Source organism: Micromonospora sp. NPDC005163 (genome assembly GCF_053599835.1).
Genome location: NZ_JBSFYP010000069.1, coordinates 1 through 16,798, shown reverse-complemented (window position 1 = coordinate 16,798; position 16,798 = coordinate 1). Strand labels below are relative to the sequence as shown.

15 protein-coding genes and 3 pseudogenes are annotated in these 16,798 nt (G+C 70.9%); 11 read left to right on the top strand and 7 right to left on the bottom strand.

Annotated features, from left to right (window positions below; all coding sequences use genetic code 11):
* The first annotated feature begins 7 nt into the window (after positions 1 to 7).
* Together ACWD6N_RS31235 and ACWD6N_RS31230 are read left to right on the top strand one after the other, a co-directional pair.
* On the top strand, positions 8 to 1,072 hold the full coding sequence (locus tag ACWD6N_RS31235) for a glycosyltransferase family 2 protein (RefSeq protein ID WP_354968193.1): 1,065 nt from the start codon (positions 8 to 10) through the stop codon (positions 1,070 to 1,072).
* A 691-nt stretch (positions 1,073 to 1,763) separates the two neighbouring features.
* Entirely contained in the window at positions 1,764 to 2,483 is a 720-nt protein-coding gene (locus ACWD6N_RS31230) for a sulfite exporter TauE/SafE family protein (RefSeq protein WP_354968194.1), read from the top strand.
* Positions 2,484 to 3,147: 664 nt separating this feature from the next.
* Here the strand turns inward: ACWD6N_RS31230 and ACWD6N_RS31225 are convergent.
* From ACWD6N_RS31225 to ACWD6N_RS31215, 3 genes and pseudogenes are all read right to left on the bottom strand, one after another.
* Positions 3,148 to 3,948 (bottom strand): annotated as a pseudogene (locus tag ACWD6N_RS31225) (S-methyl-5'-thioadenosine phosphorylase); the annotation flags it as partial.
* Positions 3,949 to 4,036: 88 nt separating this feature from the next.
* On the bottom strand, positions 4,037 to 4,546 hold the full coding sequence (locus ACWD6N_RS31220) for a hypothetical protein (RefSeq protein WP_354968195.1): 510 nt from the start codon (positions 4,544 to 4,546) through the stop codon (positions 4,037 to 4,039).
* Positions 4,539 to 5,936, bottom strand: a complete 1,398-nt coding sequence (locus ACWD6N_RS31215; protein ID WP_387329983.1) for a molybdopterin-dependent oxidoreductase — start codon at positions 5,934 to 5,936, stop codon at positions 4,539 to 4,541. Before ACWD6N_RS31215 ends, ACWD6N_RS31220 begins: the two co-directional genes overlap by 8 nt.
* 262 nt (positions 5,937 to 6,198) lie before the next feature.
* Between ACWD6N_RS31215 and ACWD6N_RS31210 the strand changes: the two genes are divergently transcribed.
* Positions 6,199 to 7,260, top strand: coding sequence for an NAD-dependent epimerase/dehydratase family protein (locus tag ACWD6N_RS31210; protein ID WP_354968196.1), 1,062 nt, complete (start codon positions 6,199 to 6,201; stop codon positions 7,258 to 7,260).
* Positions 7,261 to 7,275: 15 nt separating this feature from the next.
* On the opposite strand, the gene ACWD6N_RS31205 is transcribed toward ACWD6N_RS31210, so the two are convergent.
* On the bottom strand, positions 7,276 to 8,679 hold the full coding sequence (locus ACWD6N_RS31205; protein ID WP_450005698.1) for a hypothetical protein: 1,404 nt from the start codon (positions 8,677 to 8,679) through the stop codon (positions 7,276 to 7,278).
* A 145-nt stretch (positions 8,680 to 8,824) separates the two neighbouring features.
* Here ACWD6N_RS31205 and ACWD6N_RS31200 point away from each other — a divergent pair, with 145 nt between their 5' ends.
* From ACWD6N_RS31200 to ACWD6N_RS31170, 7 genes and pseudogenes are all read left to right on the top strand, one after another.
* A complete protein-coding gene (locus ACWD6N_RS31200; protein WP_387329977.1) occupies positions 8,825 to 9,529 on the top strand; it encodes a glycosyltransferase family 2 protein in 705 nt (234 codons plus the stop codon).
* Positions 9,529 to 10,263, top strand: coding sequence for a TIGR04282 family arsenosugar biosynthesis glycosyltransferase (locus tag ACWD6N_RS31195; protein WP_354968223.1), 735 nt, complete (start codon positions 9,529 to 9,531; stop codon positions 10,261 to 10,263). Before ACWD6N_RS31200 ends, ACWD6N_RS31195 begins: the two co-directional genes overlap by 1 nt.
* Positions 10,260 to 10,952, top strand: coding sequence for a class I SAM-dependent methyltransferase (locus ACWD6N_RS31190; protein ID WP_354968199.1), 693 nt, complete (start codon positions 10,260 to 10,262; stop codon positions 10,950 to 10,952). Before ACWD6N_RS31195 ends, ACWD6N_RS31190 begins: the two co-directional genes overlap by 4 nt.
* A 157-nt stretch (positions 10,953 to 11,109) precedes the next feature.
* Entirely contained in the window at positions 11,110 to 11,808 is a 699-nt protein-coding gene (locus ACWD6N_RS31185) for a response regulator transcription factor (protein ID WP_354968200.1), read from the top strand.
* On the top strand, positions 11,801 to 12,814 hold the full coding sequence (locus ACWD6N_RS31180) for a sensor histidine kinase (protein ID WP_354968201.1): 1,014 nt from the start codon (positions 11,801 to 11,803) through the stop codon (positions 12,812 to 12,814). Before ACWD6N_RS31185 ends, ACWD6N_RS31180 begins: the two co-directional genes overlap by 8 nt.
* Positions 12,815 to 13,465: 651 nt before the next feature.
* Positions 13,466 to 13,885: a hypothetical protein gene (locus ACWD6N_RS31175; RefSeq protein ID WP_354968202.1), complete on the top strand. Its 420-nt coding sequence runs from the start codon at positions 13,466 to 13,468 to the stop codon at positions 13,883 to 13,885.
* A 164-nt stretch (positions 13,886 to 14,049) separates the two neighbouring features.
* Positions 14,050 to 14,391: pseudogene (locus ACWD6N_RS31170) on the top strand (integrase core domain-containing protein); the annotation flags it as partial.
* Positions 14,392 to 14,423: 32 nt separating this feature from the next.
* Here the strand turns inward: ACWD6N_RS31170 and ACWD6N_RS31165 are convergent.
* The 3 genes and pseudogenes from ACWD6N_RS31165 to ACWD6N_RS31155 all read right to left on the bottom strand — a co-directional run.
* Entirely contained in the window at positions 14,424 to 14,981 is a 558-nt protein-coding gene (locus ACWD6N_RS31165; protein WP_387329975.1) for a sigma-70 family RNA polymerase sigma factor, read from the bottom strand.
* The gene (locus ACWD6N_RS31160) at positions 14,978 to 15,568 is read right to left on the bottom strand and encodes a carboxymuconolactone decarboxylase family protein (protein WP_354968204.1); all 591 of its coding nucleotides are present in this window, start codon (positions 15,566 to 15,568) and stop codon (positions 14,978 to 14,980) included. The genes ACWD6N_RS31165 and ACWD6N_RS31160 overlap by 4 nt, the downstream gene beginning before the upstream one ends.
* A 60-nt stretch (positions 15,569 to 15,628) precedes the next feature.
* Positions 15,629 to 15,808, bottom strand: a pseudogene (locus tag ACWD6N_RS31155) (IS1380 family transposase); the annotation flags it as partial.
* A gap of 212 nt (positions 15,809 to 16,020) precedes the next feature.
* On the opposite strand from ACWD6N_RS31155, the gene ACWD6N_RS31150 reads away from it, so the two are divergent.
* Positions 16,021 to 16,557: an alpha/beta fold hydrolase gene (locus ACWD6N_RS31150; protein ID WP_387329973.1), complete on the top strand. Its 537-nt coding sequence runs from the start codon at positions 16,021 to 16,023 to the stop codon at positions 16,555 to 16,557.
* Positions 16,558 to 16,798 lie beyond the last annotated feature (241 nt).

Sequence of the window (16,798 nt, the reverse complement as noted above, 5' to 3'; positions counted from 1 at the left end):
TGACGACGTGCGGCTGTCGGTAGTGGTGCCCTGCTTCAACGAGGAAGCGTCGGTGGAAGGGCTGCACCGGGCGGTGACCGCCGCGCTGGCCGAGCTGTCCGACGTCGATGTCGAGGTGGTCTACGTCGACGACGGAAGCGCGGACGGCACCCTCGTGGCGCTGCGCCGGCTGGCCGCCGGCGACCCGTCGGTGCGGTACACGTCGCTGAGCCGGAACTTCGGCAAGGAGGCGGCGATGCTGGCCGGCCTGGAGCGCGCCACCGGGGACGCCGTGGTCATCATGGACGCCGACCTGCAGCACCCGCCGCGACTGCTGCCCGACATGGTGGCGCTGTACCGCCAGGGGTTCGACCAGGTGATCGCCCGCCGGGACCGGCATGGTGACCGGTTCCTGCGGATGCTCGCCTCGCGGTCCTTCTACCGGATGGTCAACTGGTGGATCGACGTACGGCTGCTGGACGGCGCGGGCGACTTCCGGCTGCTGTCCCGGCTCGCGGTGGACGCCGTGCTGGCCATGCCCGAGTACAACCGGTTCTCCAAGGGACTGTTCTCCTGGATCGGGTTCCGGACGGTCGTGGTCGCGCACCGCAACGAGACACGTCGGGCCGGTCGGAGTCGGTGGACGTTCGGCAAGCTCTTCAACTACGGGTTCGACGGTCTCCTGTCGTTCAACAACCGGCCGCTGCGACTGGCCATCTACGGCGGCCTGTTCCTCACCCTGATCGCGCTGGGATACATGATCTGGGTGGTCGCCGACGCCGTGGAGAAGGGCATCGACGTCCCCGGCTACACCACCATCATCGTCAGCGTGATCGGTCTCGGCGGGATCCAGATGATGATCCTCGGCGTCGTCGGGGAGTACATCGGCCGGATCTACTACGAGACCAAATGCCGGCCGCACTACCTGGTCCAGGAGACGGAGGACCTGCTGACGGAGAGCGGGCAGGCCCCGCGCGTCCCGGCCCGGCCGGTGGACCCCGTCCGGCAGCGGATGCCCTCCCGCGAGGAACCCTCCCGGCACGACCGCCTCCGTCGCGCCGCCGACCGGTCCGTGCGGGGCGACGCGCCGTAGCTGCCGGGCGGGGACCTGGCGGCCTCCGCGGCGGCTAGCGGCGGAGAAGTACCAACTGACCTGGTCGCCGTGGCCCATGATGAGGTCATGACGACATGTGGGCGCTGCGGTTCGCCGGTCCCGCGTTGGCACCGGCGCGCTGGCGCCGCCGCCACCGGCGCGGCTGCCGGGGGTGCATCGGCGGTCGGCGTCGTCAGTCTCGGCGCCCTGGCCGTCGGCGCGCTGGCCCTGGGTTCCGTCGCCGTCGGTGCGATGGCAATCGGGCGCCTGGTGGTCCGCCGCGCGGCCGTACGACACCTGCAGCTCCGTTCGGTACGCGTCGATCGGCTGGAGATCGACGCTCTCCTCGTAGGGGACGATGGGGGACGTACGTCCCACAGCAATCTCGATGCTCCTATTGGACGTCAACCCGTGACTCCTTGACCCCAGGCACCGACACAGCCGCCCGACCTGCTCCTCCGCTACAAATGCGGGGGTGTCTCGGCCGGTGCACCGCCTTGAATACTCGCGTGGCTACTCAGCCCGCACAGGTGTAACCGGGTACGGCTGTTCCCCGCGTAGTAGGGACCCCGCGATGCCGCCGTCCGGCCTGAACGGCAGACTCATGAGCATTGCCGGCCGCTGGTCGTGTGTCGGGGATCTCCGGGCCGGCCGGTTGTCCGCCCGCCGTCCGGTGCGTCAGTCTCAGCAGGTGGTGATCCTGCTCAGCGCGTTCGGCATCGTGCTGCTCGGCGCCTTCGCCCAGGCGGTCAGCGGCTTCGGGTACGCGCTGGTGACCGTGCCGTTGCTGACCGCCGCCGTCGACCCGCGCGCCGCCGTGGTGGTGTCGGCGCTGACCGGCGTCGGGCTGACCGTCACCGCGGCCATCCGGGAACGCGCCCACGCCCGGTGGCGGGTCGCGGCGGCACTCACCGCCACCGCCCTGCTCGGCCTGCCGGCCGGCCTGCTGGTTCTCGCGCTCGCTCCGGAGCGGCTGTTGAGCGCGCTGATCGCGGTCGTGGTGCTCGGCTGCGCCGCACTGGTCTGGTCCAGGGCACGGATCCGCACCGGACGGATCGGTCTCGGGGCCATCGGCATCCTCGTCGGGGTGCTAACCGCCGCCACCGGGACGAACGGGCCGCCGCTGGTCGCCGCGTTCCAGTCGCTCGGCTACGACCCGCGCACCTTCCGGGCCACCCTGGCGGCGACCTTCTCGGGCACCAGTCTGATAGGGCTGACGGGGTTCCTGCTGGCCGGTCAGATACACGCCGATGTGGTGCGGATCTCCCTCGTGGCGCTCCCCGCGGTGCCGCTGGGCTGGTGGCTGGGAAACCGACTGTTCCACCGCATCGACCCCGTGGTGTTCCGACGGATCGTGCTGATCGGGCTGCTCGGCAGCGCCGGTGCCGCGCTCGCGAGCATGGCCGGCTGAGCCGGTCGTCCACAAACCCCTTCGAAGCGTCAGCGGAAGTCGCGTGCCGGGGCGATCAGCGGTCCGATTCCGTCGAGCCGGTCACCGGTGAGCCTGGTTACCCCTCGTGCCGCTGCAATCCGCCGCGAATCACCCGCGCTCACGGTCGAGCGTCAGATCGCGCGCAGCCAGCGTTGGGCGAGTGTCGCAATAAGCGCCGCTGCCGCGGCGGCGAGGATCTCAACGACTATCTTGACGAGAATCGCGTTCATGGTGCTCAGCTTCCGGTTGGTCTGCGCTGGTCCGGGTGGGCCCCCGGCCAACGGAACATAGACATGCCAGGCTAACGAGAGGTGTAGGGAGAATGACTGTTCAGGACCGGACCGGCGTCATTGGCCTGCTCAGCGCCTCCACCCTCGTTGGTTGACTCGCGGGGTTGAGCGTCATGGAGCAGCGAATTCACGCGGTGATGAAGTGCCTGGGCGGCACTCCGAAGACTGAGGTCGCCGCCCGGTATGGGGTGTAGCGGCAGACGATCGACAATTGGCTGGCTCGGTATGCCGCCGAGGGCGTCAGGCGCGGACACGGCTGCCGCCGGCAATGTCAACGCCGGGGCCGGCTGTCACGGCCGGCCGGAACCCCGGCACGACCCCGCAGCCGTGGCGAGGTTCCGGATCTGCGGGTCGGGCAGCGGGAATGGGAGCGTGATGCCGTCAAGTGCGCGGAGGCAGAGGCAGTCCCGCTGCTCGGGCAGCCGTTCGGCAACGGAGAGCAGCAGGGTACGCAGCCGGGCCGTGTTCTCGCCGAAGACCCGGAACACCTCCTCCTGGGTCACGGCGTCGCCGCCAGCGACCCCGGCGTCAAAGTCGGTGACCAGCGCGATCGCGCTGTAACACAGCGCCAACTCCCGAGCGAGAACCGCTTCCGGGTGCCCGGTCATGTTGATGATCGAACCGCCGAGGCCGGCGTACCACTGGGATTCCGCCCGGGTGGAGAAGCGCGGCCCCTCCACGACGACCATCGTGCCTCCGTCGTGCGCGGCCATGTCGTGCCGCCGCGCCGCCGTCAGCACCGACGTGCGCCCGGCGGGACAGTACGGGTCGGCGAAGGAGACGTGTACCGCGCCTTCGTCGTAGTAGGTCTGGATGCGGCCGCTGGTGCAATCGATCAGCTGGTCGGGCACGACGAGCGTGCCCGGTCCGAGGTCGGGCCGGAGGCTGCCGACCGCGCACGGGGCGAGAATCTGGCGTACACCGATCGAGCGCAGCGCCCAGAGATTGGCTCGGTAGGGGATCCGCTGCGGCGGAAGCCGGTGGTCCCGCCCGTGCCGCGGCAGGAACGCCACCGAGCGGCCGGACACCTCGGCCACCGTGATCGGATCGGAGGGCGGCCCGTACGGGGTGGAGACTGTGTGCTCGACGGCCCCATCGAGCAGGGCGTAGAGCCCGGAGCCCCCGATGACCGCGATTTCGGCGAACGGTTCCACCGCCAACCTTTCTCTGTTCTGCCTGCGGGTAGGACGGCTGTTGTAGTGCGGCGTGACGCCGGTGGTGACGGATGCCGAGACCGCCAGGTCACCCTGGCCCCAATGCACCCGGCGGCCCGGAGCGTTGCCGCCACCGGGCCCACCTGATCACCCACACCGTCGCGCTGATCAGGAACAGCCCGCCGCTGATCGCCAGCCAGCGGGCGAGGTACGGAAACCGGTCCTGGCCGGTCGCGGCTCGGTAGGTGTCCTCGCTCAGGCCGAGGATTCCGGGAAGGAAGACCAGGAAGAGCACCCCGGCGGCGAGCGCCGGTATTCGGACGTGGTTCAGCAGGCTGCTTCGCGCCGGTCCAACCTCGCGGCCTCCGCCGCGGGCCGCCCTACGCAGTGCGCGGTCCACGGTCGCGTAGCTCGGGAAAAGGATCAGGTCGTGGGACACGACCGCGCCCACGAACCACAGCAGCATGCGGCCGGCCGTCGCCTCTCCTGCCAGCCGCAGCACGACCCAGCCGGCGACGGCGAGACACAAGATCATGAACAGCGCGTGCCTCAGACCCGCGCCGTAGCCGGTTCGTAGGCGTGCGACGGCCTCACTCATCGCCGCGGCTCCGGAACTCGACTCGGGCCACCCACTTCGTGCAGTGGACACCGGGCAGTGCCGGGACGATGACCCGCGCCGGATATCCGTGGTCGACGGACAGATCGGCGCCGTTGACCCGGAGCGCGAGCAGCGAATCGGGGTCGAGAACCTGGTTGGACTGCAGCGTCGCCTGCCGGAACAGGCCCGCGGATTCCAGCGACTGGACGTGCGCCGAGGCGGGATCGGTCACGCCGGCGAGGACGGCCAGGTCGCGAAGCCGTACCCCGGTCCAGGTCTGTAGAGTCGACCAGCCCTCGACGCAGGCGATTGGCAGCCGGGCGGTGTGCTGGCCCATCGCCAACAGGGCGGCGCGATCGAGTTGGACGGTGCGACCGACCCCGGTGAGCATCAGCTGCCACTCCGGGCCGGTGTCCGCCGGTCGGATGCCGGCCGCCGCGGCGGTGCGGTTGATCTGAAAACCGTTCGGTCCCGCACCGGGATTCCGCCCGCGCGGCAGCAGAAGGGCGGCGCGGCGAAGCGGGCCGTCGAGAGTCTGCCCGACCGTCAGCACCGCCAGCAGCAGCGAGCCGCCGCCGACCAGGGCTACCGCGCCGCGCCGGCTCAACGTGGCCTGTCCGGGAAGGGCGGGCACCAGCCCGTCCGGGTCGGCCGGTTCGGGCCGGGTCGCGACGCGGGAGGTGTGCAGGACGTCTCGGACCGGGCGGGACCGCAGCGCGGAGACCAGCCGGGGCAGCTTCAGAGCGACGTGCGAGACGAGCGCGACGGTGAACACCCACGCACCGAAATAGTGCGCGGTGTAGAAGTCGAAGCCGAAGAGGTACGAGTACTGCATGTTGAGCAGGCCGGTGACGATCTGGAAAAGGATCCCGCCCACCAGGAGCAGCAGGGACAGTCGCTCCAACACCTGGGCCGCCGAGCGGGCGGGTGGCCAGTCGAACAACTTGGGGACCACCGACCAGAGCTTGGCGAGCACCACTGGGATCAGGACGATGCCGAGGCCGACGTGCAGGCCCTGGGTGAGACGGAACAGCCAGGACGGGCGGGTCGGCCAGTCGAACGGCGGTAGCCGCAGCCAGCCCACGTCGTGGGGAAAGGCTTGCCCGAACTGCGGCCCGTAGGCGGCATAGTCGAGCAGCCCGGTGATGATCACCACGGGGAGCGAGACGAGCAGCACTACGCCGAAGACGGACGTGAGCCAGGGGCCGCGCAGCGGGCTACGCCATGCCCGCCGGACGGCTCGGGTGCCCGGTGCCGGGTGCTGCTCCAGCGCCCGCCACAGCCGGTCCGGGAAGGCGGCGCCGGGCGAGCCCGCCGGGCCGGGCCGGCGTCCGTCATCCGGCTGCCCAGGGTCCTCGGGGCCGGAACGTCGGGGAGTGCGGGCTGGCACTGGTTTTCTCCCTCGCCACCTCGGGGAACGCATCCCGGTCGAGCTGGAGCGGCGTCCGTGACGCGGACGTCCGCGTGCCGCCCCTAGGGATGCAGGCTAGGAGATGCAGCCGCCACTCGGTCGTATTCGCGCCTTACGGAACACTTACCGGCTGGGATGGTCCGACGCGGAGAGCGTGACCCGGGCACCCGGTTGTTACGGAGTCCTGACGTGCGGCCGGAAGCACCCCGCCCGGGGCACCGGTTGGCCTAGCGTGACCAGGATGCGCGTACTCGTCACCGGCGCGGCCGGGTTCATCGGATCGCAGGTCGCGGATCTGCTCGCGACCGAGGGCCACGAGGTGGTCGCGCTGGACGCGCTGCTGCCGCAGGCGCACCGGGGAGAACTGCCCGACTGGTCCGTCCGGCACGACGTGATACGGGGCGACGTACGCGACGCGGCGCTCCTCGAACGGCTGCTGACCGGCGTGGACGCGGTCTGCCACCAGGCGGCCATGGTCGGGCACGGTCTCGACCCGTCCGACGGCCCCGACTATGTCAGCCACAACGACTTCGGCACCGCCGTGCTGCTCGCCGCGATGTACCGGAGCGGGGTGCGCCGGCTGGTCCTGGCCAGTTCCATGGTGGTGTACGGCGAGGGGCGGTACGCCTGCGCCGAGCACGGTGTCGTTCGCCCCGCGTCCCGCCGGGCCGCGGATGTCGCGGACGGTCGGTACGACCCGACCTGCCCGCGCTGCGCCGAGCCGCTCACCCCGCTGCTGGTGCCTGAGGACGCGCCGCTGGAGCCACGCAGCACGTACGCGGCCAGCAAGCTGGCCCAGGAACATCTGGCCGCGGCGTGGGCCCGGCAGATCGGCGGCGAGGTCTGGGCGCTGCGCTACCACAACGTCTACGGCCCCCGGATGCCGCGCGACACACCGTACGCCGGTGTGGCTTCGATCTTCCGCTCCGCGCTGGCCACCGGGCTGCCACCCCGGGTGCTCGAGGACGGCCGGCAGCGGCGCGACTTCGTCCACGTCACCGACGTAGCCCGGGCGAACGTGCTCGCTCTCGCCACCCCGGCCCCCGATGCTCTGGTGCCGGTGAACATCTGCTCCGGCGAGCCGCACACCGTCGGCGAGTTGGCCACGGCGCTCGCGTCGGCGATGGACGGGCCGGCGCCCGTGGTGGTCGGGGGCGCCCGTGCGGCCGACGTGCGGCACGTGATGGCCGACCCGCAGCGGGCGGCAGCGTTGCTGGGCTACAGCGCGCGGGTGCGCTTCACCGAGGGGATCACCGCGTTCGCCACCGATCCGCTGCGTGAGCCGGCCGCCCTCAGCGGCTGATCCGCCGAAGCCGGGTCACGAGACGGTCCACAGCAGGTGGTTGACCGCCAGTGCGGTCGCCGCCTGCCCTATCAACCACCAGCGACGGGTCTTCTCCGGCATCAGAGCCGCGGCCACCAGCAGCCAGACCGTGAACGGCAGCCAGATCCGCTCGACCTCGGCCTTGCTGAGCCCGGACAGATCCGCGCCGACGACGGTCAGCGCGGCGACCAGCGGAAGCAGCGCCGCTGGACTGGCCGCGCATGCCGCCGAGGCGAGGTCCCGCGGATCGCGATGCCCGGGGGCCAGCTGGGCGCGCACCGCGGCGACGGCGGCGAGCACCGCCCGGCGTAACGCCGGCCCGAGCACCGGGCCGGTCGAGAGCAGCAGCGCCGCGAGATTCGCCCAGACCCAGTAGGCGTACGGGCGCTCGGCCGCCCAGCCCTGGTAGTAGCGCTCGACCACCAGCCGGTACCCCACCCACCAGTAGAAGCCGGCGGCCGTGAACGCGAGCACCACCGCGGCAACCCCGGCGAGCGCGGCGAACAGTGCGCCCATTCGGCGCGCCGGTCGCAGCGCGATCACGGCCAGCGCGAGCAGCCCGACCAGCACGAAACCGTACGACAAATAGAGCGCGAAACCGAGCAGCAGGCCGCCGGCCGCCGCCGCGAGCGGTCCCCGTACCACCAGCAGAGCCAAGCCTACCGCGACCACCCCGGCGAAGATCCCGTCCGCGGAGGCGCCCATCCAGACCGCACCCGGCAGCAGCACCAGGAACGGCACGACGGCCCGCGCGGCGTCGGCGGCGCCGAGCGCTCGCAACGTCACGGGTACCGACACGGCCACCGTCGCTCCGACCAGGACGCAGGCCAGTCCGGCGGCCGTACCGCCACCCAGACCCACCCGTTCGAGCCAGACGAAGAGCAGCAGCGCGCCGGGCGGGTGGCCGGCGGTGTGGGTGGACCAGGACTCCGGCTGGAAGTCGAGGATCCGGCCACTGAAGCTGACCAACGTCGATGGAATGTCGGTGACCCGAGGCACCTCGTGCAGGTATTCCGCCTGCGCGGTCAGCCTGCGGGTCAGGCCGTCCGACCAGCCGTCCACCAGGGCGAGCGACAGTGTCCAGGCGACCGCACCGAGCCAGGCCACGGCCAGCAGGACGCCCCACCGGGCCGTCCTGGCCCAGCGCGGTCCCGCAGCGATCACACCGGCGGCGACCAGCACCGCGATCGGGGTGCCCCAGCCAATGTGCGGCTGCCAGGTCGCGTACAGCGGAGCCGCGCTGGCGCGCAGGCCCACCCCACGCCGGTTGAGCAGCAGGCCGAGGAGCACCGCGGCGACGAGCAGCGCCGCCTCGACGCCCAGCAGCACAAGGTCGGCGGGTCGGCGGCGGAGGGGAGCCCGTTCGGGGGCGGGGGCGAGAGCGGAACCGCGGTCCATGACGATCGGACGGTACGGCCACAACCGGCCCGGCGGCAGCCGAACCACGAGGTCGTCACCGTTCGGTAAGAACCGCTCCGGCAGTAAGGGTTCGGTAATCAATTTCCGGTCCCGGCCGGCCTGCAGAGGTTCTAGCGTCGCCGATATGCCAACTCAGTTCGACCGCGACGCTGCCGCGCCGACCCCGATCGACGTCGTGTTGCCGTGCCTGGACGAGGCCGCCGCACTCCCCCGGGTGCTCGCCGCGCTACCGCCCGGCTACCGGGCGATCGTGGTGGACAACGGGTCTCGGGACGGTTCGCCGGAGGTCGCCACCCAGCACGGCGCACAGGTGGTACACGAACCTCGCCGGGGCTATGGCGCGGCCGTTCACACCGGGCTGGAGGCCGCCGGGACGGAGCTGGTCTGTGTGCTCGACGCCGACGGCTCCTTCGACCCGGCCGAACTGCCCGCCCTGGTCGCGCCGGTCGCGACCGGAACGGCGGACCTGGCGGTCGGTCGCCGCCGGCCCGTCTCTGCCGGAGTGTGGCCGTGGCACGCACGGGCCGGTACGGCCCTGGTCGCGGCGCTCCTACGGCACCAGGGCATACCCCTGCGCGACCTGAGCCCGATCCGGGTGGGCCGCCGCGAGGGGCTACTCGCCCTGGGCGTCGCCGATCGGGCGTTCGGCTATCCGCTGGAACTACTGATCCGAGCGGCCGCGGCCGGCTGGCGCATCCGCGAGATCGACGTGACGTACGCGGCCCGCGCCGCCAGCACCCGGTCGAAGGTCTCCGGCTCGGTACGCGGCACGTTGCGCGCCACCCGCGACTTCGCGGCCGTGCTGCGCACCGTGGACGTGAACCGTTGATCTCCGCCGGCGATCCCGGCTCCGCGCCCCCCGACGGCAGTTCGGACGGCACGAACGCGGTTCTGCTGGTGGTGGCCAAGGCGCCGGTGCCGGGTGCGGTCAAGACCCGACTCTGCCCGCCCGCCACTCCGCTGCAGGCGGCCCGGATCGCCGCCGGGGCGCTGCGGGACACCCTGGACGCGGTCCGCGCCACCCCCGGGGTGACCCCGGTGCTCGCGTGCGCGGGCCGACTGGCCGACGGCGAGGACGCCGTCGGGCTGACCGCGACGACCGCCGGTTGGACCGTGCTCCCGCAGCGCGGGACCGGGTTGGGAGAGCGGCTGGCCAACGCCCACGCGGACGTGGCAGCGGCCTTTCCGGATCGACCGGTGCTCCAGATCGGCATGGACACCCCACAGGTCACGGCACATCGGCTGGCCGCCGCCGTGCGCCAGCTCGCCAGCGTGGAGGCGGTCCTGGCCGAGGCGGCCGATGGCGGTTGGTGGGCGTTGGGGCTACGCGACCCCCGACACGCGTCCGTGCTCCGGACCGTGCCGATGTCCACGCCTGAAACCGGCCGGCGTACCCGGGCCGCGCTGGTGCGACGCGGACTGCGGCCCGTGCCGCTGCCGGTGCTGCGTGACGTGGACGAGTGGCCCGATGCGCTGGCGGTGGCCGCAGCGATCGCCGGTGGCCGCTTCGCGCGGCAGGTCACGGCTGTCCACCGCACCTTGGATTCCGGCGGGCTCCGATGAGTTCCATCTCCACCGTCTCCGCGAACGGCGGCGGTTTCGCCTCCACGCTGCGCGCCCGGGACACGGACGACCACTGGCTCGTGTACGGGGACGGCACACGCAGCCGGCTGCCGGTTCGTCGCTGGCACGGGCCGGCCGAACCGGCGACAGCCGAGGTGTTGGCCCGCTGCACCGGCCCGACGCTCGATCTCGGGTGCGGCCCGGGCCGGTTCACGCTGGCGCTCGCCCGCGCCGGGATCACCGCGGTCGGGGTCGACGTCTGCGCCTACGCGGTCGCCAACGCACGGACCCGAGGAGCCGTGGCGATCCACCGCGACCTGTTCGACCCGCTGCCCGGTGAGGGCCGATGGGCCCATGCCGTCCTGCTCGACGGGAACGTCGGCATCGGCGGTGACCCGGTCGCGCTGCTCCGCCGCTGCCGCGCCCTGCTCGACCCGGCCGGCACGGTGCTGGTCGAACTCGATCCGCCGGGCTCCGGGCTGTGGCAGGGGCTCGCCCGGATCGCCGCACCACGTCGTCCGGGCCGTTCGGTCCTCGGCCCGGCGTTCCGCTGGGCCCGGCTCGACACCCGGGCCGCCCAGCACGTCGCCTCCCGGGCCGGCCTGTCCGTGCGGGAGATCGTCGAGCACCGTGGGCGTTGGTTTGCCGAGCTCACCGTGTCGCCGTCCCCGCCGACGACGCACCGCTGAGCCGCCCGCGCGTTCGACGGGCCCGGAGAGCACTCTGCCCACGGGGCCAGCCGTAACCATCTCGCAAGGACTTCGCCGGTCGGCATCGCCCCAACCGCTGATTAGGCTGGGCCGCGATGGACACCAGCAGGCGGCCGGGAGCATCTGGGAGCGGCCGATGACGCAACGGGTGCTCGTGGTCGATGACGACCGGACCGTCAGCGACGTGGTCTGCCGCTATCTCGAACACGCGGGCTACGAGGTCAGCCACGTGGGTGACGGCGCCGCCGCACTCACCGCCATCGCTCGTCGGGCGCCGCATCTGGTCGTACTCGACCTGATGCTGCCAACGGTGAATGGTCTGGAGGTCTGCCGCGAGCTGCGGTCCGCTCCGGAAGGCGTACCGATCATCATGCTGACTGCGCGTAACGACGAGACCGACCGGGTCCTCGGCCTGGAACTCGGCGCCGACGACTACCTCACCAAGCCGTTCTCGCCGCGCGAACTCGTGCTTCGGGTGCGCTCGGTGCTGCGCCGTACCGGCGGCGTGCCGCGCTCCGAGCGCCCGTCGGAGGTGTTGACCGACGGCGGGTTGGTGGTGCGGATCGGTCCCCGGGTGGCGCAGTTGGGTGCGACGGAGCTGTCCCTGACGCTGCGCGAGTTCGACCTGCTCGCGCATCTGATGCGGCACCCGAGGCAGGCGTTCGCCCGCGTCGACCTGCTGGAGCAGGTGTGGGGCTGGAACTTCGGCGACCAGTCGACCGTCACCGTGCACGTCCGACGGCTGCGGGAAAAAATCGAGAGCGACCCGTCCAACCCGCGGCGGATCGTGACGGTCTGGGGCGTTGGCTACCGGTACGAGCCGACCGATGCGTGATCTTGCGCTGATCTTCGCGCTCGCCCTCGGCGCGGCACTCGTCGTCGGCCTCGCCGGAGGGCTGCTGCTACGGCTACTGCGCCGCAGCTCGATCACCGTGCACCTCTGCGTACTACTCACTGTCACCGTGCTCGCTGTCGTGGGCGGCGTCGCCGCCGTCGCCAAGGCGATGTTCCTGTCCCGGCACGACCTCGAGGTCGTGCTGATCACGGTCGCCGCAGCCGCCGTCGTCAGCCTCGGCATCGGCGGGCACTTCGGGCATCGGCTGGCGCGCGCGGCGGTCTGGGCGGGCCAGGCTCGCGCCCGGGAACGGCAACTGGAAAAGGGCCGCCGTGACCTCGTCGCCTGGGTGTCCCACGACCTGCGTACGCCACTTGCCGGCCTGCGGGCAATGGCGGAGGCGCTGGAGGACCAGGTGGTACGGGACCCGGCGACGGTTGCCGAGTATCACCGGCGGATCGGCGTGGAGACCGACCGGATGACGAGACTCGTCGATGACCTGTTCGAGCTCTCCCGGATCAACGCGGGGGCGTTGCGGCTGTCGCTGGCAGCGGTGCCCCTCAGGGACGTGGTGTCGGACGCGCTGGCTGCCGCCGCGCCGCTGGCGGACGCCCGTCGCATCCGTCTGGTCGCCCCCGAAGCCGGCTGGCCCACCGTGGCAGCCAGTGAGCCGGAACTGGCGCGGGTGGTGGCCAACCTGCTGCTCAACGCCGTGCGCTACACACCGGACGACGGCACCGTGCGGATCGAGGCGGGGCATGACCGGAATGCCGCGTGGCTGTCCGTGGCCGACACCTGCGGCGGGATTTCCCCCAGCGACCTGCCCCGACTATTCGACGTGGCATTCCGCGGCGAGCCGGCTCGCTCCCCCGGGCAGAGCCCAGGCGGCGCCGGCGGACTCGGCCTGGCGATCGTGCACGGGCTGGTCGAGGCGCACGGTGGCAAGGTCGACGTGCACAACACGATCGAGGGGTGCCGGTTCGTCGTCCGGTTGCGGACAGCATGACCGGCGCTGCTGGACGTCTGCCCGCTCCGGGCTACGTGACGACAAGCGGCAGCGGCTGCTACCTCCGCGAGGACGCCCTCACCGACCCGCTCGACGCGTGGCTGGCATCCGCGTTCGCCCTGGACCATCTCGAACAAACGACCACGCCCTGGCCGACGCCCAGCCCGTGGATCAACTCACGCCAGTTGCGGCCGCAGCCCGGGCCACTGTCGCGGCCTGTGACACAAGCCCGCGCAGCTCCGGGCCGCCCTCCCAGATCGCCGACTTGGTCCGAGCGCTCGGCGACATCGCCACCGTGTTGCGCGACGCCGACCCCGACGACAAAGCCGAGGTCTACCGACAGCTGGGCCGCCGGCTCACCTACCAGACCAAAACGCAAACGGTGCGCGCTGAAGTAGATCTCAGCGCACACCGTCGGGTAATGATTGGTGTCCGAGGGGCGACGTCGACCGGGAGTCCATGATCGTCATTCAGGACGAACTGCAGCTTGCGGCCAGATGAGGACATCAGCCGAGGTGCAATCCCTGTTGACCTTGCCCTTGCCGAGAACCTCATCCGCCCTGGTGAAAGCTGGTGTGCGGGGTCAGGGAGGTTGGCTATAGCTGCTGTGGCCTCGCGCGCTTGGTGATCGCCGCGGCATGATGATCGACCGTGCTGCTGCGACTCGCCTTCCTGACCGTGTCGAACGCGTTCGCGGTGCTGCGCTTGCTGCCGATGAGTGATCGGGAGAAGGATGCGGAGATCCTTGCCCTGCGTCACCAACTCGCTGTCCTGCAGCGTCAACTGGGCATGGAGAGAGCGCGGTTCACCCCGAGCGACCGGATCTTTCTCGCGGCGCTGCTGCACCGCCTGCCGAAGGGCGTGCTGCGTCGGCTGCGGCTGCTGGTCCGTCCGGATACGGTGCTGCGCTGGCAGCGCGACCTGGTCGCCCGTCGGCAAGCCGCCGGCTCCCGGCCGAAACGCCCGGGCCGGCCGCGGACCGTGCGCTCCGTCCGCGCCCTGGCCTTGCGCCTGGCGCGGGAGAACCCCAGCTGGGGTATCGCAGGATCCACGGCGAGCTTCTGGTCCTAGGGGTGAAGGTGGCCGCCTCCACGGTGTGGGAGATCCTGAAGGAGGCAGGCATCGACCCGGCACCCGAGCGCACCTGCAGCACCTGGGCCGACTTCCTGCGTTCCCAGGCCGACGCCCTGCTGGCGTGCGACTTTCTCGAGACGGTCACCCTGACCGGGGCACGGATGTACGTATTCGCGGTGATTGAGCACGGCAGTCGCCGGATCCGGGTCCTGGGCGCTACCGCACACCCGACAGCGGCCTGGGTGGTGCAGGCCGCGAAGAACCTCGTCATGGACCTCGAGGACGCCGACTGTGTGGCGCGGTTCCTGATCCGGGACCGGGACGGCAAGTTCCCGGAGCTGTTCGACGCCGTCCTCAACGACTCGGGGATGGAGGTCGTGCTCAGCGGCGTCCGGATGCCAAGGATGAATTCGATCATGGAGCGGTGGGTGCAGAGCTGCAGGCAAGAGCTCCTCGACAGGACCTTGATCTGGAATCAGCGCCACCTGCTGCACGCCCTGCGCGCGTTCGAACAGTTCTACAACGGGCACCGGCCTCACCAGGGCATCGCGAACGCCCGTCCGCTCCGCTCGCTACCCGCGCCGATCGCCGACCCAGACAAGATCACCCGTCTCGACATACGCCGACGTGATCGGCTCGGCGGCATCCTCCACGAGTACCAGCATGCCGCCTGACCTGTGCGGATGAGGTTTTCGGCAAGGGCAACGTCGAAGACCTCGCGGAGCACGAAGACCGCGCGCTCCGTCGGTAGCAGCGTCTCGAGTACCGCCAGCATGGCGATCGACACGCTCTCCGCAAGCTCGACGTCCTCGGCGACGTCCGGGCTGGTCAGCACGGGCTCGGGCAGCCACTCGCCCACGTACTCCTCGCGCTGCCGCGCGAGCGTGCGCAGCCGGTTGAGGCAGAGCCGGGTCACGATCCGCACGAGGTACGCCCGGGGGTCCCGGACCTCGCAGCGCTCGGCGTCGACCAAGGCTGCCCACCGCAGCCAGGTCTCCTGCACCACGTCCTCGGCGTCGGCGACCGAGCCGAGCATCTCGTAGGCGACGGTGAACAGCAGGCTGCGGTGGGCGACAAAGGGGTCCTCGCTCATGACGCGGACGCTACTCCCGGTCGCTCGGCCAGCGGCTTTAAGCCGCACGTGGCGGCGAACCCGTCGGACTCGATGCCGAGCGCCACGTTGCCACGCGTGCTCATGTTCGCGAATGCGATCACCGAGGTGAGCTCGACCACGGCGGGAGGTCCCAGCTCGGCGTGCAGCCGGTCCACCAGCTCGTCGGTCACGGTCGGCGGTGTCTGGCTCATCGCCTCGGCGTACTCCAGGACGTCCCGCTCCAGCGGGGTGAAGACGTCCGCCTCCCGCCACCGCGGGATCTCGCGCGCCTTCTCCACGTCGAGCCCCTTGTTGCGGGTCTCGAAGTAGTTGAAGTCCAGGCACCACGTGCAGCCGACTAGCGACGCGACCGCCATGTGGGCGAACGACTTCAGGCCCTCGTCGCAGGCGTCCCACTTCTGCAGCTTGCCGCCGAGGCCGAAGCTGGCGAACAGCACCTTGGGGTTGTGCCAGTAGACGCCCACCGCCGTCGGCACCTTGCCCAGTTTCTTCTCGATCATCCGCTTGATCAGCGCTCCCTTGACGCCGGTAATCTCGGCCGGGGGGATGCGGGTCGTGTGCTCCATGTCTCCTCCTGTGTCGGTGGCTGTGTCGACCGGTTGGTAGGTCGTCATGCCATGGAGACACCGGCCGGGCCGCGGATGTGACATCGAGCGGGAGAAACGACTGGTCTGTTCGTCGTAGTCGGCGTCGGTGTACTCGATCGTGGTCCAGGCGTCCTCGGGGATCGAGGAGATCGCGGTCTTGACCTTGGCGTCCAAGCGCACGGTGACCGAGACATCCGCGCCCGACTTGAGTGCCGCGGCCGGGGCGCAGCGGAATGACCTTCCGTACGGCCGAGCGGAACGCGGCTAGATGTGCGCGCCCAATCGGCGGGGACCAAGTCGGCACCGCAGCCAACGCGCGCGATCGGTGGCACATGAGGGCGACTCGACTCCGCCTGACTTGCGTCAGCACGCCGAGAGCCGCTCGTGCGGATCACGTGGTTTGATCAAGACGTCGATCCGAAGGGGGCATGATGGGGCGCAGAGCGATCATCTTCCACGGGACCGGCGGCAACCCGGACATATGCTGGTATCCCTGGCTGGCAGGGCGGCTCGCGGCCCGGGGATACGCCGTCGAGGTGCCGCATCACCCGGGCATCAACGTCGAGCCGATCGCTACGTTCCTACCGAAGGTGCTGAACGGGCACAGCTTCGACGAGGACACGGTCCTCGTGGGCCATTCCGGCGGCGCGGCCCTCCTGCTCGCGCTCCTGGAGCATATGGACGTAACCGTCGCCCAGGCAATCCTGGTTGCCGGCTACTGCACCCGGCCCAACACGGAGGAGGAACCGGTCCTCCAGCAGGGCTACGACTGGGCCGCAATCCGGTCGCACGTGCGGGACATCTACTTCATCAACTCCCGCAAGGATCCGTACGGCTGCGACGACCGACAGGGACGCGCCATGTTCGAGCGACTCGGCGGCACCCAGATCGTGCGCGACGACGGGCACTTCGGCGACTACAACCAGCCGTACGAACGGTTCGAACTGCTCGACCGGCTCATCCCCTGACGCCGCCGCGGACGGCACCGACCCGCCGGACCTTGATCGGCTGCACGCATCTCGGCATGTCCGGACGGCAACCGGGCCAACTCGGCGTGACGCTGCGTAGCGCGCGAATCGCGGCAAATGAGTGCGCCGGGCACGGAAATCAGAGATACCTGAAGGCTGGCACGTCTTCAGGCGTTTGCCACGTGTACGAGGGCAGACGCGTTCGCTCGACGGAGGGATTGCTCGTCGCGCTCGTGTGTCT

Coding starts and splice junctions, on each gene's coding strand:
- ACWD6N_RS31220 (WP_354968195.1), bottom strand. CDS start 4,546: ATGAGTGAGGCCGTCGCACGCCTACGAACCGGCTACGGCGCGGGTCTG.
- ACWD6N_RS31200 (WP_387329977.1), top strand. CDS start 8,825: ATGCCAACTCAGTTCGACCGCGACGCTGCCGCGCCGACCCCGATCGAC.
- ACWD6N_RS31205 (WP_450005698.1), bottom strand. CDS start 8,679: ATGGACCGCGGTTCCGCTCTCGCCCCCGCCCCCGAACGGGCTCCCCTC.
- ACWD6N_RS31160 (WP_354968204.1), bottom strand. CDS start 15,568: ATGGAGCACACGACCCGCATCCCCCCGGCCGAGATTACCGGCGTCAAG.
- ACWD6N_RS31150 (WP_387329973.1), top strand. CDS start 16,021: ATGGGGCGCAGAGCGATCATCTTCCACGGGACCGGCGGCAACCCGGAC.
- ACWD6N_RS31180 (WP_354968201.1), top strand. CDS start 11,801: ATGCGTGATCTTGCGCTGATCTTCGCGCTCGCCCTCGGCGCGGCACTC.
- ACWD6N_RS31190 (WP_354968199.1), top strand. CDS start 10,260: ATGAGTTCCATCTCCACCGTCTCCGCGAACGGCGGCGGTTTCGCCTCC.
- ACWD6N_RS31165 (WP_387329975.1), bottom strand. CDS start 14,981: ATGAGCGAGGACCCCTTTGTCGCCCACCGCAGCCTGCTGTTCACCGTC.
- ACWD6N_RS31210 (WP_354968196.1), top strand. CDS start 6,199: ATGCGCGTACTCGTCACCGGCGCGGCCGGGTTCATCGGATCGCAGGTC.
- ACWD6N_RS31185 (WP_354968200.1), top strand. CDS start 11,110: ATGACGCAACGGGTGCTCGTGGTCGATGACGACCGGACCGTCAGCGAC.